Annotated in this window: 15 protein-coding genes; 6 read left to right on the top strand and 9 right to left on the bottom strand. The window is 60.1% G+C overall.

Annotation, left to right across the window (positions count from 1 at the left end):
- Window positions 1-7 precede the first annotated feature (7 nt).
- Window positions 8-1,240, bottom strand: a complete 1,233-nt coding sequence (locus tag HQN82_RS16600; protein ID WP_035209109.1) for an ROK family transcriptional regulator — start codon at window positions 1,238-1,240, stop codon at window positions 8-10.
- A gap of 241 nt (window positions 1,241-1,481) precedes the next feature.
- Between HQN82_RS16600 and xylF the strand changes: the two genes are divergently transcribed.
- The 3 genes from xylF (at window position 1,482) to HQN82_RS16585 (ending at window position 4,716) form a co-directional block, all read left to right on the top strand.
- Window positions 1,482-2,522, top strand: a complete 1,041-nt coding sequence (xylF, locus tag HQN82_RS16595) for a D-xylose ABC transporter substrate-binding protein (RefSeq protein WP_004445598.1) — start codon at window positions 1,482-1,484, stop codon at window positions 2,520-2,522.
- Between the two features lie 79 nt (window positions 2,523-2,601).
- Window positions 2,602-3,915 (top strand): sugar ABC transporter permease, encoded by a 1,314-nt coding sequence (locus tag HQN82_RS16590; protein ID WP_004445596.1) that lies wholly within the window; start codon window positions 2,602-2,604, stop codon window positions 3,913-3,915.
- Between the two features lie 18 nt (window positions 3,916-3,933).
- Window positions 3,934-4,716, top strand: a complete 783-nt coding sequence (locus tag HQN82_RS16585) for an ATP-binding cassette domain-containing protein (protein ID WP_004445595.1) — start codon at window positions 3,934-3,936, stop codon at window positions 4,714-4,716.
- A 242-nt stretch (window positions 4,717-4,958) separates the two neighbouring features.
- Here HQN82_RS16585 and HQN82_RS16580 read toward each other — a convergent pair whose 3' ends face one another.
- The 7 genes from HQN82_RS16580 to HQN82_RS16550 form a co-directional block, all read right to left on the bottom strand.
- Window positions 4,959-5,192 carry a hypothetical protein gene (locus HQN82_RS16580; protein WP_173615279.1) on the bottom strand — a complete coding sequence of 78 codons (234 nt, stop codon included), beginning with the start codon at window positions 5,190-5,192 and terminating at the stop codon, window positions 4,959-4,961.
- Between the two features lie 93 nt (window positions 5,193-5,285).
- Entirely contained in the window at window positions 5,286-5,723 is a 438-nt protein-coding gene (locus HQN82_RS16575) for a helix-turn-helix domain-containing protein (RefSeq protein ID WP_006697702.1), read from the bottom strand.
- Window positions 5,724-5,862: 139 nt separating this feature from the next.
- Window positions 5,863-6,972 (bottom strand): hypothetical protein, encoded by a 1,110-nt coding sequence (locus HQN82_RS16570; RefSeq protein ID WP_173615278.1) that lies wholly within the window; start codon window positions 6,970-6,972, stop codon window positions 5,863-5,865.
- Window positions 6,973-6,988: 16 nt separating this feature from the next.
- Entirely contained in the window at window positions 6,989-7,705 is a 717-nt protein-coding gene (locus HQN82_RS16565) for a TfuA-like protein (protein WP_173615277.1), read from the bottom strand.
- Window positions 7,702-8,901 (bottom strand): YcaO-like family protein, encoded by a 1,200-nt coding sequence (locus tag HQN82_RS16560; protein WP_173615276.1) that lies wholly within the window; start codon window positions 8,899-8,901, stop codon window positions 7,702-7,704. Before HQN82_RS16560 ends, HQN82_RS16565 begins: the two co-directional genes overlap by 4 nt.
- 37 nt (window positions 8,902-8,938) lie before the next feature.
- Window positions 8,939-9,367: a hypothetical protein gene (locus tag HQN82_RS16555; protein WP_173615275.1), complete on the bottom strand. Its 429-nt coding sequence runs from the start codon at window positions 9,365-9,367 to the stop codon at window positions 8,939-8,941.
- 8 nt (window positions 9,368-9,375) lie between these two features.
- Complete coding sequence (locus HQN82_RS16550) at window positions 9,376-11,358, bottom strand: AfsR/SARP family transcriptional regulator (RefSeq protein WP_173615274.1); 1,983 nt, start codon at window positions 11,356-11,358, stop codon at window positions 9,376-9,378.
- Between the two features lie 132 nt (window positions 11,359-11,490).
- Between HQN82_RS16550 and HQN82_RS16545 the strand changes: the two genes are divergently transcribed.
- The 3 genes from HQN82_RS16545 to HQN82_RS16535 all read left to right on the top strand — a co-directional run bounded on the left by HQN82_RS16545 (window position 11,491) and on the right by HQN82_RS16535 (window position 13,768).
- A complete protein-coding gene (locus tag HQN82_RS16545; protein ID WP_004445587.1) occupies window positions 11,491-11,982 on the top strand; it encodes a hypothetical protein in 492 nt (163 codons plus the stop codon).
- 97 nt (window positions 11,983-12,079) lie between these two features.
- On the top strand, window positions 12,080-12,454 hold the full coding sequence (locus HQN82_RS16540; RefSeq protein ID WP_234904907.1) for a hypothetical protein: 375 nt from the start codon (window positions 12,080-12,082) through the stop codon (window positions 12,452-12,454).
- A gap of 399 nt (window positions 12,455-12,853) precedes the next feature.
- The gene (locus HQN82_RS16535; protein ID WP_072493435.1) at window positions 12,854-13,768 is read left to right on the top strand and encodes a TIM barrel protein; all 915 of its coding nucleotides are present in this window, start codon (window positions 12,854-12,856) and stop codon (window positions 13,766-13,768) included.
- Window positions 13,769-13,847: 79 nt separating this feature from the next.
- Here the strand turns inward: HQN82_RS16535 and eglC are convergent, their stop codons facing one another.
- Window positions 13,848-15,245, bottom strand: a complete 1,398-nt coding sequence (eglC, locus tag HQN82_RS16530; RefSeq protein WP_173615273.1) for an endo-1,3-1,4-beta-glycanase EglC — start codon at window positions 15,243-15,245, stop codon at window positions 13,848-13,850.
- Between the last annotated feature and the right edge of the window lie 205 nt (window positions 15,246-15,450).

Genomic DNA, 15,450 nt, shown 5'->3' with positions numbered 1-15,450 from the left:
GCTAGTGTCAGGCTGTGGAGTTCCTCGCCGGTTTCGGAAAGCTTTCTGCACTCAATATATAGTCATCGGCGGCGGAAAGGGCGTGTTCCATATGCCCTTCGAACACCAGTTCCGGTTCGTTCGGTGCTATCGCAATTTCCGGCATGCCGCCGAAACGCACCGCTTGCGATTGCGCCAGCCCGTCGCGCAGGCCGCTTTCCAGGAGGTCGAAATAACGTGTGCCGGGGCCGGTGATGAAAACCGGCATATGGCCATGCAGGCTGAAGAGGCGTGAAAGGCCGTTGCCGAGCGCCAGCCCAGCAGTGCGGAACGCAAACCGCGCCATGCGTCCCCCGGCGCGGGCTGAAGCGGCGATCTTGTCAACCTCGGCTATCGGCACGAACTTCGCAGGTTCTGCCTGAGGTGGGGCCTCGAAAGCCGAGCGCAGGATGGCGTAGAAGCCGGAATAAGCCTCGATGCAGCCCTTGGTGCCGCAGCGGCACAAGGCGCCGTCGGCCAGATGCAGCATATGTCCGAAGTTGGGGGCGCTGACCTCGATCGTGCCGCCCGTTGCGCGGGCGACGCCAAGGCCAATACTATGGCCGAGCGACAGGGTAACGAGGGCATCCGGCGCGGGATTGCCCTTCGCATGCTCTCCCATCCAGATGGCTTTTGCGGCCAGCAGCGTCTCGTTGTTCAACGTCACGCGGGTGCGCCCGTCTTGCGAAACAAGCTGCTGGAAATCTATCTTTTCGTCGCCGAGAACCGGAGACCAGAGAAGCGTTGCCGCACCCGCATCCACCAGCCCCTTGCTGCTGATCGAGACCTGGAGAATATCATGACTGTCGATGCGTGAGCGGTCGGCAAGCCGTGCAAGGCCGCCAAGGATCGCGCCGCCGAACGTGCCTTTTTCAGCGGCGATCCTCTGTTCGGTGAAGCGGTCCACCAGCTTGCCGGCATAATCGACCAGCGAATATTGCACGCTATCGGAAGAAATGATGACGATGGCGACGTGACAGAAAGCCCCGCGTGGCCCGAAGAGAATGCGCGGCCGGCCCCGACCGGCGGTTGCGAGCTGTTCTTTCCGTAATATGAGGCCCGCCCGCTCAAGCTCGGTGGTGATGGCGGAAACGGTTGCTGAAGCAAGCCCGGTGAAAGTCGACATGTCCGTATGGGAGAGACTGCCGTGCAGGCGCAGTGCGGCCATCACCGACAGGCTGTTTTTCTGGCGCACCAGTTCCGTGCTTGCAATGGCGGACATGGGCTGGGGCATGCTCCCTGAACGGCCTTTTTCCTGTCGTGCTAGACCTGTCCATGGCGCATGTGCTGGACAAGATCAAGGCACCCGGATGCTGCCCGCAGCCGTTGTTGACAGCATGGGGAATCTCTGACATTAATTTTCTCGACTGTCGAGAAAATTGTGAAACCACAGCGACCGGCAGCTTTTTCAGGCGTTTTCCCCGCATGGAGGTGTGGGGCAGCGCTCTTACCGGGAGGACATCATGAATTCATTTGCCAAGCTTCTGGCGGGTACAGCCGTACTCGTTTCCCTGCATACGGCCGCTATTGCGGCTGACCTCGTCGTCGGCGTATCCTGGTCGAATTTCCAGGAAGAGCGCTGGAAGACCGATGAGGCGGCCATCAAGGCAGCCCTCGACAAGGCAGGCGCAAAGTATATCTCCGCCGATGCGCAGTCATCCGCGGCCAAGCAGCTGACTGATGTGGAATCGTTGATTTCCCAGGGCGCCAACGCGCTGATCATCCTGGCGCAGGACAGCGACGCCATCGGCCCGGCTGTTGAAAAGGCAGTTGCCGAGGGTATTCCGGTTGTCGGTTATGACCGCCTGATCGAAAACAAGAACGCCTTCTACATCACCTTCGACAACAAGGAAGTCGGTCGTCTGCAGGCAGCCGAAGTCTTCAAGGTGAAGCCAGAAGGCAACTATGTTTTCATCAAGGGCTCATCTTCCGATCCGAACGCGGATTTCCTCTTTGCGGGCCAGCAGGAAGTGCTGAAGGCGGCCATCGACGGCGGCAAGATCAAGAATGTCGGCGAAGCCTATACCGATGGCTGGAAGCCGGAAAATGCCCAAAAGAACATGGAACAGTTCCTGACCAAGAACAACAACAAGGTCGATGCGGTCGTCGCCTCGAATGACGGCACGGCCGGTGGCGCAATCGCCGCGCTCGCCGCGCAGGGCTTGGCGGGGTCGGTCCCGGTTTCCGGGCAGGATGCCGATTTCGCCGCGCTGAACCGCGTCGCGCTCGGCACACAGACCGTCTCAGTCTGGAAGGACAGCCGCGAACTCGGCAAGGAAGCAGCCGGCATCGCGCTGGAACTGGCCGGTGGCAAGAAGATGACGGAGATCAAGGGCGTCACCGCTTTTGACGGAGGTCCGAAGAAGGTGACGATGCAGTCGGTGTTCCTCAAGCCGATCGCCATCACCAAGGACAATCTGAACGTCGTTATCGATGCGGGCTGGATCAAGAAGGAAACCGCCTGCCAGGGTGTGAAGGCCGGGTCCGTCAAGGCCTGCGACTGATCGAATATGTCCCGGTTCGGGCGCCGCGCCATGGTTCATGGCGCGGCGCCCTTTAAGATGTGAGGAGCACCGGCAGTTCATGGCCGATATGACCCAATCCAATTCCACAGCGTCCGCCAAGACGGAAAAGACCGGCTCGATTGCGCGCTTCATCAGCGCCACGGAACTCGATACCCGCCTGCTCGGTATGGTCGGCGCACTTCTTCTGATCTGGATCGGATTTCATATCCTGTCCGGCGGCCTGTTCCTGACTCCGCGAAACCTCTGGAACCTTTCCGTGCAGACCGCGTCCGTGGCCGTTATGGCAACCGGCATGGTCCTCGTCATCGTCACCCGCAACATCGATCTCTCGGTGGGTTCCATCCTCGGTTTTTCGGGTATGATCATGGGTGTCATGCAGGCGGAAATCCTGCCGCAGATCCTTGGCTTCGAACATTGGGCCACATGGATTGTCACGCTTGCGGTCGGCATTCTCGTCGGCGGCGCGATCGGCATGTTGCAGGGCTCCATCATCGCCTTCCTCAACGTACCCTCCTTCATCGTCACGCTGGGTGGCCTTCTCGTCTGGCGCGGCGGCACGTGGTTCATCACCAGCGGCCGCACGGTGGCGCCGATGGATTCCACCTTCCGCCTGATGGGGGGCGGCACCAGCGGATCGATTGGTGCGACATGGAGCTGGATAGCCGCGGCCGTCGCCTGTGTCGCCATTGTGGCGGCAATCCTGAATTCACGTCATCAGCGCCGACGTTTCGGCTTTCCGCTACGGCCCGTCTGGGCGGAGTATTTTCTGGCTGCGCTCGGATGCCTTGTCGTCATCGGTTTCGTGGCCGTCGTCAACAGCTACCCATGGCCGGTCAACATTGCCCGCAACTATGCCGATGCCAACGGCATCGCGTGGCCGGATGGCGGCCTGTTCATTCCGCACGGCATCGCCATTCCTGTTTTGATGGCGCTTGCCGTCGGTGCGGTCATGACCTTCATCGCTACACGGCTTCGTTTCGGACGGTATGTCTTCGCCATCGGCGGCAACCCGGAAGCTGCCGAACTTGCCGGCATCAAGACCCGCTGGGTCACGGTGAAGATCTTCACGCTGATGGGGGTTCTGTGCGCCATCGCCGCGGCGATTTCAACCGCTCGCCTCAATGCGGCTACCAATGCCCAGGGTGAGCTCGATGAGCTCTACACCATCGCGGCAGCCGTCATCGGCGGCACCTCGCTTGCCGGCGGCGTCGGAACCATAGCGGGTGCGATGCTCGGCGCGCTCGTCATGCAGTCGCTGCAATCCGGCATGGTGCTGGTGGGCATCGATACGCCCTTCCAGCGCATCGTCGTCGGTGTGGTTCTGGTCGTCGCCGTCTGGCTCGACACCATCTACCGCGCCCGCGCCAAGTAAGAACCGAGGAGAACTCCTATGACGGACCAAGTCACGCCCCTCGTGGAAATGCGCAATATTTCCATTTCCTTCGGCGGCATCCACGCGGTGGAAAACGCCTCTGTCGATCTTTTCCCCGGCGAGGTTGTCGCCCTTCTCGGCCATAACGGCGCAGGCAAATCGACCCTGATCAAGATACTCTCAGGCGCCTATCGGCGCGATAGCGGCGATATCCTCATCAATGGGGAAGAGGCGGATATCCGCAATCCCCGTGACGCCAAGAAATATGGCATCGAGACCATCTACCAGACGCTTGCCGTGGCCGACAATGTCGATGCGGCAGCCAATCTTTATCTCGGCCGCGAGCTGAAGACGAAATGGGGCACGCTGGACGATGTCGCCATGGAAGCCTCCGCGCGTGAGGTCATGGGGCGTCTCAACCCGAATTTTCGGCGGTTCAAGGAGCCGGTAAAGGCGCTGTCCGGCGGCCAGCGGCAGTCCGTTGCCATTGCCCGTGCCATTCTCTTTGACGCCCGCATCCTTATCATGGACGAACCGACGGCGGCGCTCGGTCCGCAGGAGACCGCGCAGGTCGGCGATCTCGTCAAGGAGCTGAAACGGCAGGGCATCGGCATCTTTCTCATCAGCCACGATATTCACGACGTTTTCGATCTCGCCGATCGTGTGTTCGTGATGAAAAACGGCAAGGTGGTGGGCCATGCCCGCACCCAGGATGTGACCAAGGACGAAGTGCTCGGGATGATCATTCTGGGCAAGGTGCCTGCGGGTGCCGTGGCAGGCCCCGGCGCGGTCGTATCCTGACTGTCGAATATTCCGGCCGAAGACGCGCAAAATCCGAAGCGGCTTCGGGCTTCCTTTCGCAGCGCTTGTTGATGACAAAGGCCCGGTGGTAAGCCGGGCCTTTGTCATTGGATTTGCAGAAAACCGGAAGCGCTACCGACGGACCGGCCGCGCCGGAGCAGCAGGAAAAAAGCGGACCGACGTCTCGTGACCGGAGATCGAGATGGAGGCGCTCAATCCTGCAGATTACGCCAGCCGCCTGTTCAATGCAGGTCGGCCGGAGCGAAACCACCCCCATTCGCCTCGGCGGCTGTGAGCGGCAGGCCGTGCTGATCGATGTCCTGGGCGAGCGATAACAAGGCCATTTCCAGGAAATAGGTCGACATGCCGAGTTCCAGAGATTTCGACCGCTGGCATAAGTAGGAAACCATCCGCCCAAGCGCCAGAATCTCGTCTGCATCGTCCTGTTCAAGTACTGCTGTGGTAGGCGTGACCATGATTCCCTCTCGACAGTCGACAGTATGAGAACGCGTGAAACCGCGTTGTTCATTTTCGACCACATCGAGCGTCACGCGAGCGTCACACCTGCGTCAATCGTCGTTTTTGGTTTCCGCGGTGCCAGCATTTTCAATGGCTTCGGAAGCTGCCAATGATGTGACGAGGGCAACAATACTCTTGCGCACGGCGGCGCTCCTGATGCGCGAAAAGGCCTGGTTGAGCGAAAAACCTTCGTTGGAGGCGACAAATGTCTGCATGGCGTTGATCGAGCCGAGGGCCGGATTGGCTTCTCCGCCGTCGGGCGTGGCATTGGCGAATAGCGAACTGACCTCTACACCGAGGATGGATGCTATGGCCTGCAGGCGTGATGCGCCGACGCGATTGGCGCCTTTTTCGTATTTCTGCACCTGCTGAAAGGTGATGCCCAATCGCCCGGCCAGCGCGCTCTGGCTCATGCCGAGCGACTTGCGGCGCATTCTGATTTGCGCGCCCACATGCACATCGATCGGGCTGGGTAGTTTCGCTTGCATTACAAATTCCTCCGGCTGTGAGGGCTAAATTCGATGATCGTCAATTAATATTGTCGAAGGTATACATTCAACACAATTTCCACGGGTATTATGAACCTTTATTGCCAAAAGAACAGGGTATTTCATCTGGAATCGATTGTCAGAGGCCCCGCATTATAACCTTTGTAGCGCACCGCAACGCCCCGTTGCGGCTTGCAAGATGACTGAAACCCGAAACACCGATCGCACGAAAGCCAAGGCTTTCCCATATCCGCCGATTTTCCGCATCGAAGTCCGCGAGCAGTTCCAGATCGTCAAAATGCGGAACCCAGACCAACGGCTGGGTCTCGCCGTTGCGCGTCACGTTTTCAAGGAGGACGTTGTTGTAGAGCCTCGGCAGGCATTTGTTGGTGTCCATGGTAGGCAAAACCGGCACGGGATTTCGCAGGATGGCGAAACCCTGGCGCGCGAGTGAAAGAGCAGACGCGTCCAGCTTCCGTTTCAGCTCCTCGGCCGCACGGGGGTAGCGCATGTCACCGGCTTCCGGATCGGCGACGAGCAGAAGCGGCCGCCCGTCGCGCCGAAGTCCGGTTATCGAAACGAACTGATCAACGTGGAAACCGCACTGGTGGATGTTCCGGGCGGCCATTGCCGGTCCGGACCCCGTCTGCGAAAGGTCGGGTTGGACTGTTTCGCCGAGGTCTTCTGGCCTATAGCCGAAGCTGAAGACGGCCCGTGGGTCAAGAGCCTCGATTTGCAGCCAACGACGTGAAAGGGTGGCCGGCGCGCTTCGCGCGCTTTCTGCGCCGCCCCGCAGGCTGGCGTGGCCGACCAGCCGGTAATCCGGGCCGACAAGTTGGTTGCCGCCGGGCAAGATGACATCGGAGATTGCGGTCGCGAACCCTAAACGAGCTGCAAGCGCCTGGCTTATAGCGCTCTCCTCGCTTGAGACCAATTCCGGTGTCAGGGCGTCTGTGCGCAGCCGGACATGGAACATATCCTGTATCCACGGGTGCGGAACGGTGGCGGGTTCATCAAGCGTCACCAAGTCCACCTGGCACGTGACAGCGAGACGATCGAGCCAGCACCGCGCGGCTGCGAGGCACGGACGATCAACCAGCAGAGAAACCGCGACATCTCGCGGCAGGGTCAAAAGCAGGTTACCGATGGGAACAAGAGGTGAAACGGTAAAGCCCATCCCGGCGTCGGCAAACCAAGCGGCGGGCAGCGAGAGCGCGATCGTCTCAATGAGGCCACCACAATCGGCCATCAGAGGCGAAGGCCGATCAGTGGTCACCGCGTGGTCCTCCCGCGGTCCGTCCGGTCGTCAATTGTTGGAAGAAGAGAGTATTCTGGAATTTCCAGCCTGGCGGTGGCGGGGTCGGTAACGCGCTGCCGTTCAGCATGGCCAGAAGCAGGGCGGCGTCGTTCCGTTTGACGGAAACAGCATGAGCGGCGAGAAGAATTGTCGCTTCGGCTTCGAGACCGGCCTCCGTGGTGACGGAGCGCCAGGTCCTGCGGGTGAAATGCAGAGAGCGGGCGGCATGCAGCAGGGCGTTCCGCTCTGCGGGCTCGAAAGAGGTTCCGCACGCCGCGAGCGTTGCTTCGGCGTCAACCAGCGCGACAGTGAGCGGGCTGTAACCGAGCTCTCTTGGGGCGTGGTTCACGGCCACATCGGCATCGGAAAAACGCCGTCCATCCAGATAGTCTTCGAAGACGTGACCAATGCCGATCATGCCAAAGGCGGCGCATTCCGCCGCGCGCAGCGCGCCCATGCTGGCAGCACCGAAAACCGTGACGCCTGATGAAAGCGCGTAAAGGATTTCCTTGTGCCAGACGGCGGCGCAATCGCCATAAAGCCCATCGATCAGCCCAATGGCCTTGATGCCTTGACGGACCGCATCGAGAATATCGCCGCATGCCGCCGGACCGCGAAGATCGAGGCCGGCGAACTGGCCGGCAATGCCGTGGATGGATGGGCCCGCGAAAACCACCGGTTTCATGTCGTTCCCCCGGCCTTCAGAAAACCCTCGAGCGTTCGTTGCGATAGGCGTTGCACTCCGCGGCTGAGCGGGGCCAGCCCGCTTGCCAGGACGCGCACGACGTGCAGCCCGGAGAGGCCCGTTTCCAGCGTAAAAACATGAATATCGTCGATGTCACGCGCAAAAAGGTGTTCCGCAAGCTGGCGCCATGGCGGCAAAGAGGTTTCGAAACGCGATAAGTCGAGACTGCCCGGTGCCTGTTCTGCCTGATTTGCTGCGTGGGCCACGGGCCTGGAAGCAACCCCGTCACGCCGATAACGAAGCGGGGAGAGATCGTCGCGGGCGCCGCTTATATCCGTCAACCGCGACTGGACCGCCTCCAGTAGCGCAGCAAGCGCGGCGTCGTAAACGTCGGGACGGCAGGCCGCGCCGGCAGCACTGCGGGTCGCCGGTCCATCCTGCGCATGAAGCGACCGCGGCAGGCTTGCCATCACCACCGGCACGCCGAGCGCATTTGTCATGTCAAAGAAGGAGGGCGGCAGACCGATGTCCGAAAGATGCCGGACAAGCCTGTCGAATGATGTTTCGACGCCTGTCGCGAACAGGATAGGTCTGGGGCTGACGGCGCGGGTTTCGAAAGCGTCCACGAGAAAGGAGGCGTCGTTTTCGATCAATTCCTGCAGTGCATGGAGGACGGCGTGGTCATGATTGAAACCGGCTGCGAGGCCCTGCGAACTCATGAGGAAGGCTTGCCGGTCCCAGGGGAAATCCGCTCGAAAATCCATGCCGATCAGCTCATAGGGAGCGTAGATCTCCTGCTGCCGACGAACCGATGTTCCCTTCACCCACGCGCGTTCACGCTGGGGGTTGAGCATGTCCATATCGACCCTGCCAACGCTCTCGAAGGGGATTATGGGAAAACCCCTGTCGCGCATATCCTGGATTGAGCCGAAAGCGGCCGTGTGTCTGCGGGTATCCTCGGCAACCGCGCCTTCGATCGCCTCCATCACGGCAGAGAGCCTCGCCTGCGCCGGAACCAGTCCCTTGCCCTGTGACACCGATAAACCGCGCGAATTGGGGCGAACCGCAAACCAGACGGGTATGCCGACAATATCGAGGCCGGTCACGTCGCCGACACGGGTAATCCCGAACCGCCGGAGCAGCTCGGGATCGAAGATGGAAGCGTCTGCATCACCTTTGGCCGTTGTCGCTGACATGGAAGGACCTTGAGCGGTCAAGGCTTCACAATCGCCGTCAGGGCGCGGCGTTCGGGTCGTCGGCAAGGATCGCGTCGAACAATTCGCCGGTGATCGAACCCGCGGGCCCGACTGCCTTCAGTGCCGCTTCGATCGGCGTCAGCACCATGCGGTTGAAATCCCAGCCGGCATCGATCACTTCACCGATGAAGGCGAAATCGGCTTCGGACACGACGGCGCCGCCTGAGACTAGCGCCTCGATTCCTTGAATCTGGACCTGGTCCAGCTCGGCTTCAGGTTGGCCGTCCTGGCGGACAAGCATGGCCTTGGCTGCTGCAGCCACGCGGGCGTAACCATCCACACCGGGGTGGCTCGCCTCATAGGCGTTGATCGTTTCGTGCGATACCGAAGCAACCCTGAGCGGCGTGGTGCGAATGAACAGAACGCCAAAACCCTTTTTCCCGACGATAAAGAAATGCGACGACATATTCTCTCCTATTTGATCCCGGCTAAACGAAGCGCTTGATAAAATTTCTCGTTTGCTACCGGGTCGCGGTCCGGAGACAGGCTGCTGATCTCCCTTGCCGTCATGCCCGGATAGTTTTCCTGTAGCCTGCTGCCGGCTTCCCGGGCGGCGGCCAGATCACCGTGGAGCGCGTGACTTGCGGTCAGAACACGCAGCGCGGGCTCATCGTTTTCCATGCGACCGCAGAGTTCCACCGCGGCCCCATAATCCTCGCGCTTGAATGCGATGCTGGCGCCAGCCCACCAGTAAATATCGGGAGCGAGCGGGTTGAGGTCGATAGCCTGCTGAAATTTTTCCCACGCGACTTCCGCCTCACCGAAATGGGCGAGCGCATCGGCATGCTGGAGAAGCAGGTCGGCTGAGTTTGGGGCGAGCGCTTCCGCCTCGAAGAATTTCTCGGCGGACATGTCGAAGTCCCGCTGATAAAGCGCCACCACCGCGCACATCCAGTGGCCGACGCCGAGGGCCGGATCAATCTCCACAGAGGCGTCAGCCTCGGCCTTGGCGCGGTGCAGCAGGTGAGGGTCATTACCGCCCAGCATGAGCCACTCCAGTTGCAGACTTTGCGCAACGCGGGCGCGGGCGACGGCCATTCCGTGATCGAGATCGACAGCCTTGCGGAACATCGAGCGGGCCCTGCGCAGGAGCGGCAGGTCGCATTTGCCGCGCAGAAGCTGCTGGCCCTCCAGCAATTGTCGGTAAGCCTCGCCACTGTGGTTGCGATCCGGTTCCACCTGAAGCCGCTCGATCTCCCGCGCAAGCGCAGCAGCCACCTGTTTGGACAGCAGCCGGAAGGCCGCGTGGATGTGCCTTTCGGTCAGCACCGCCTCCAGCGACCAGACGATTTCACCGGTCGTTTCCTCAATCAGCGCCACGGACATGCGGGCATCGTCAAAAACTGTCGACATGATGCGATAATCGGCCCGCAACATGGCATATCCGTCATCCGCCCGGTCATGCGAGAGCGCAAAGGTACTGTGTGGTGAAAGGACGGTGAAGGTCCGATACCGCACAAGGCTGTTTGCGACGTCTTCGACAAAGGCCTGCATCACCGGTGAAACGGATAGCCCGTCCACCCGCGCCGGCCGGCCGAAAGCCACGCGCGGTTTTGCCAGCGATTGCCGGCGACTGCTTTCCTCCGGCTCGGCGGGGGTCGCGATTGTCGCGGTAAGGCTTTGTATTCGCCGCCTCAGCGCGACGGTTTCGGCTTCCGGCGGGCGTCCCTCCTGGCGGAGCTGTTCCAGCAACAGCTGGTACATGCTCTCGCAACCGCTGATATTGCCGATCCGCGCATAGGAGGCCATGGCGGCACGATAGGTTTCTTCGCGCTCCGGCTCAATATTGCGCGCGCGCTCGGAAAGTCTGGCGATATCATTCGAGCTGGCGCGACCGAAGCGGGTCAGCTCCTCCAGAAGCTGCGTGTAGCTCGAAAAAAACAGGTCCTTGAGACGGCGACGCTCTGAAAGCAGCCAAAGGTAGAGATGGTCCTGGCCGGCATCCAGTCCCTCCAGAAGGTCGCCGCCGAACTCCAGAAGGGCCTTCAGCCGCCGCATCGGGTCTTCGGCTCTCGCATCGGCGAGAAAAAGCGCCAGGTCCGTGCGCTGCGCCAGCTTTCCGGCCTTCAGATCATTCCCTTCCGTCAGCAGAATGGCCTCGTCGTTGCTGAAGAGTTTCTGAAGGCGCAGAATGAGCTGCCGCAAATTGCCCAGCGCCCTTTTTTGCTCGACATCTTCCCACAGCAGCGATGCGAGGTGCTGGCGCGACAGGGACTGGTTGGGAGCAAGGATCAGGGCGGCCGTGAGGGCAAAACCCTTGGACGGAAAAAATGCCTCCCGCACCGCTTCACAGCGCGGGGTGCCAAAAAGCCGGATCGCTATCAGTTCATCGTTCCCAGCCACTTTCGTCCCCCTTGAATCACCATCTAACAACGTGCCCGGGAAATTGAAAGTCATCATAGCATTCGATTTGACGCTGGTGTGACGCCGCCTGCCTATTGTCGCAAACAGAAGCGTGAATGACGGGCGGAACCGGCAGGCGACAGGTATCGGGGATCATCGAAAGTGATAGCGTTCAACGGAAGCTACATGGCATTCGAGCCGCGTATTGAGCCTTACCAGCGTGCTGATGACGTCGGATACGCGGTTAGTGAATTCATGTGGTTCAAGGGCCGCCCGTTTTATCCGGTCTCGGCGCTGGTTCACGCGAAGGTCGCGCATGCAAGGCTGTCGGCGGAAAAGTGCGATGATCAGGATGAGGACAATCTCGACATTCTCTTCCGCATGCCGGCCGTGGCGGGCGGACACTTCTTCGAGATCGTGCTGCGTTCGAACGAAGGCACTTTCTATGGCGGCTGGCTGTGGGGAGAGGAACTGGAAATCCTGAACGAGGTGGTCAACGGCTATCGCGTTCTGGCGGGTAAATTCGACGACAGGCTCATCCGGTTCGAATATTCCAGACGTTTTCAGCGTTACCGGACGGTGGAGCCGCTGCCGGTGGAGAAATCAGTTTTCCTGATCCAGCGGGAGGCGAAACCTCACCCGGGCGGGCGGAGTTTTCCCGCGGGCGCGGCGCGCTGATTGCGGGGTGCTTCGCGTTCAGGGGAGAACGCGGCGCGCGGGCAGAGGGGGTTCGGTAGTTCACCTGGCAGAGCTCAGGCTTGGTCGGGGAATACCGGTGCATATTTTTATTTTTATTGTGTGGAAAATTATGATGCCCAATCAAGGTAACATGCGCAACAGGCGAGTGTCATCGCAACTTCTGGCGGTGAATAGCGCTTCCGACAGCCGTGCGTTTTCGACGGAGCGCGCCGAGGGGGAACCACGTCCGCAAGCTCATAAAGACAGGCTTCATGTCGTGGAGGAGGCGGAGGCCAGGGTGGCGTTCCCGCCGCGCCCGTTGGAAGTGCGCGAGGGGGAAGAAGCGGGACGCCGGGCGGAAATCAGCAACATGGTCGTCGACGCCGATATCAGGGTCGCGAAATGGGCATGGGCAGTGCTTGCGATTGGGCATTGTCTGCTGATCTATTTCATGGTGCGTAATCTCGGTTGACTCCTCCTGCCCAAAACGGGCTTCAACCGCCGATATCGTCCGCCACTAATTCGGGCATCGGAACTTGGAGAGTGTCGCACCCCCGAAACTGGGTGGACATCCAGTCCGGCTCCTCCGCAGCCCTGTAGCGCCGCTTCCGCCACGTCGATTTGCGGACTTCGCACAGCGGAATGTCATAAAGCTGTAAATGAACAAACCTAATTGAGTGATCGGTCTCGATGGAGACGCATCACCACGGTCCACCCGTTGGCCTCGCCGGCGGGCGAGGGCTTTTCTTATCACGTCGCTTCGGCCGCGACAGACCATGTCTGTGCTGGCCGGCCTGATCTTTCGATGCGGCATGACGCGCTGCGCGGTCGCGCGAATTCGCATGACTTTCTTAGCTCTGGAGATGACGAAGTGAGCAATCTTATTGGTACCGGTTTTAACGCCGGCTCGGACGATGGCGAGTTCGCCACGCTTGAAAACGATTTGCGGGCCCTTGCCGATATTGGCTGCGACACAGTCGAAATCGCCGCCACCAGCCTCGACGTGATTGCCGGCGGCCGTATCATCGAGGAGCGCGCGGACCGTCTCGTGTCACTCGCAAGGCAGTTTGATTTCCGTTACACGGTGCACGGCCTGGTTTCATCCAACTTCATGGATCCGGTGACCTGCCGTTACCAGATCGATGCCGCGAAGGCGCTTGCCGTTCTCTGTGACCGCATCGGCGCGGGTATTCTTGTCCAGCACGGCGGCGCGCTGCGCGCTGACCAGATCGCCGAGCGGGCAGAAGCCGATCATCGTGAACGCGACGCGCTTTTCGAACTCGCGGAATTCTGCCGGCCCTATGGTGTGCGGATTGCGCTCGAAAATATCTTCACCACCGAACCCGGCCAATACCGCCAGACACCGGCTGAGGTGGCAGCGACCGTTAAGGCTGTCGGCCACGACAATGTCGTGGCGCTGATCGACTTCAGCCATGCATATCTCGAATCCACTTATCGTGGCCTGGACTTCCGTGAACAGCTTCGTGCGATGGCGCCGGTCGCCGGCCATCTCCATGTCCACGATTCCTTCGGCCGGCCGCAGGGTTTCTACCAGCCCTATTTTCCGCAGGAAAACACAGCGCTCGGCATCGGCGATCTGCATATGCCGCTCGGCTGGGGCGACATTGAATGGGAGAGCATCTTCTCTGAACTGACCTTCCTGCCTGACACCGTTCTGATGATGGAAATCGGCCGTCGTTATCGGGCCGAGCAGCCCGCAAGCCTCGAAACGGCGCGGCGTCTGATGACGCTTAACGCCGAACGGACACTGCTCGCAGCAGAGTGAGGTAACCGAATTGCGCACGGCCGCGATCGGCTGACGCCGGAGACGCCGGCAGTTGCGGACGCGGCTGCCGGCATTCTGTTCACGCTGCCCAGTCGGAGAGCGAATAGGCCCTGATGTAGTCGATCATCATTTGCGAACCGTCGCTGAAATCACCTGCCGAGGGTGTTCCCGCCATGCCGCCGACGGCAAGATTGACGACCATGTACATCGGATCATGCATATCGTCAGGTGTATCCGTTTGCGCAACGGCGACATCATCGAAATACCAGGTGATGTGTTCGGCATCCCACAACACGCCGTATGTGTGAAACCCCTCCGTGCTCGGCACGCTGACATTGTTGATGACAGAAGTCTGTTCGCCGGTCGCGTTCGAATGTGTGGACATGATGAGCGTATTGGGATTTTGGCCGCGCATTTCGATGACGTCCAGTTCCGGCGGCCACGACCCGTCTTCCGGCAAAAGCCAGAAGGCCGGCCAGGCACCGCGATCGGTCGGCATATCGGCGCGAATTTCAAAATATCCATAGGTCTGGCTGAAGGAGGAATAGGTGTTCAGCATCCCGGAGGTGTAATCATATCCCTCGACCTCGTGGGCGATCGATTGCGGGGTCTCGGCAGCCGTTATGGTCAGGACGCCGTTTCTGACGCTGAACGGGTCTACCTCCGACGTACCGGTATATGCCGGGTTTATATACCACTGCTCCTCACCATTCGTCGTCAGGGAACTGCCCTTCTCCGGTGCCCACCAATATTTGGCATCCCAGGTTCCCTGATCGCCGTTGCGCAGTGACAGCGTATCGAACTCGTCTGCAAAGGTTTGTGTCAGGGATGACCGGTCGAGGCTGAGCTCGAACTGATCGGACTGGATATCGTCTATGGTCGTTCCGGCCAAAACGACGGCTTCGCCATTCGAGAAATTCAGCCACAGATCATTGCCCTGCTGCGTGGCATTGCTCGCAAGCTGATCGAAGGAGGTAATGCCGTAGCCATTGAGGCGGATCGTGTCATTGGCGCTGAAATCCATGATGAGATCGGTGCCATTGCCGCTCGTGAATACGAACGTATCCGCACCGCCGCCGCCAATCAGCACATCATTGCCGGCACCGCCGTCAATCGTCTGGCTGCCAGATCCGCCGGTGATGATATTGTCGAGCGAATTGCCGAAGGCATAACGGCCATCGCCGGTGACCCGCAAGTTCTCAAAATTTTCGGGAAGTGTATAGCTCATCCAGGTGTCGATCGTATCGATACCCTCTCCGGCATTTTCGACGGCGCGATTGATGCTGGAATAAAGATAATAAATATCGTCCCCTGTGCCGCCCGCCATTGTCACATTGACGGAGCTGTCGCCCCACATGGAATCATTGCCGGCTGTGCCGGCAAGCAGCGGGCCGGAGCCCGTGGCGGAGAAAAATCCGGTGGAACTGCCGCTGTAATAGAGTGTGTCTCCAAGCGCATTCACAACTGTTCTGGCCATAAACCTTCTCCTGTCCGTTCGCGTCGCTTCCTTCCTCCTCCTGAACAACAGCCTAACAGCGCGAAAAGCTTCCTGTTAGAGCCAGAAATGAGGGGTATGTTCCGTTCCGGACGGACGGGAGATATTACGCAGAGAGATGGCTTGTTCCTGTTCGATCGACATCGAAAGATCGTTTCTTGGATTTGTGCTCTTGCTGCGTTGCTGC

It is taken from the genome of Agrobacterium pusense (assembly GCF_013285525.1).
GTDB classification, from domain to species: domain Bacteria; phylum Pseudomonadota; class Alphaproteobacteria; order Rhizobiales; family Rhizobiaceae; genus Agrobacterium; species Agrobacterium pusense.
Note: the sequence above shows the minus strand (reverse complement) of the source record. Positions and strands in the feature narration are given on the sequence as shown.

Coding starts and splice junctions, on each gene's coding strand:
- HQN82_RS16600 (WP_035209109.1), bottom strand. CDS start 1,240: ATGTCCGCCATTGCAAGCACGGAACTGGTGCGCCAGAAAAACAGCCTG.
- xylF (WP_004445598.1), top strand. CDS start 1,482: ATGAATTCATTTGCCAAGCTTCTGGCGGGTACAGCCGTACTCGTTTCC.
- HQN82_RS16590 (WP_004445596.1), top strand. CDS start 2,602: ATGGCCGATATGACCCAATCCAATTCCACAGCGTCCGCCAAGACGGAA.
- HQN82_RS16585 (WP_004445595.1), top strand. CDS start 3,934: ATGACGGACCAAGTCACGCCCCTCGTGGAAATGCGCAATATTTCCATT.
- HQN82_RS16580 (WP_173615279.1), bottom strand. CDS start 5,192: ATGGTCACGCCTACCACAGCAGTACTTGAACAGGACGATGCAGACGAG.
- HQN82_RS16575 (WP_006697702.1), bottom strand. CDS start 5,723: ATGCAAGCGAAACTACCCAGCCCGATCGATGTGCATGTGGGCGCGCAA.
- HQN82_RS16570 (WP_173615278.1), bottom strand. CDS start 6,972: ATGGCCGATTGTGGTGGCCTCATTGAGACGATCGCGCTCTCGCTGCCC.
- HQN82_RS16565 (WP_173615277.1), bottom strand. CDS start 7,705: ATGAAACCGGTGGTTTTCGCGGGCCCATCCATCCACGGCATTGCCGGC.
- HQN82_RS16560 (WP_173615276.1), bottom strand. CDS start 8,901: ATGTCAGCGACAACGGCCAAAGGTGATGCAGACGCTTCCATCTTCGAT.
- HQN82_RS16555 (WP_173615275.1), bottom strand. CDS start 9,367: ATGTCGTCGCATTTCTTTATCGTCGGGAAAAAGGGTTTTGGCGTTCTG.
- HQN82_RS16550 (WP_173615274.1), bottom strand. CDS start 11,358: ATGACTTTCAATTTCCCGGGCACGTTGTTAGATGGTGATTCAAGGGGG.
- HQN82_RS16545 (WP_004445587.1), top strand. CDS start 11,491: ATGGCATTCGAGCCGCGTATTGAGCCTTACCAGCGTGCTGATGACGTC.
- eglC (WP_173615273.1), bottom strand. CDS start 15,245: ATGGCCAGAACAGTTGTGAATGCGCTTGGAGACACACTCTATTACAGC.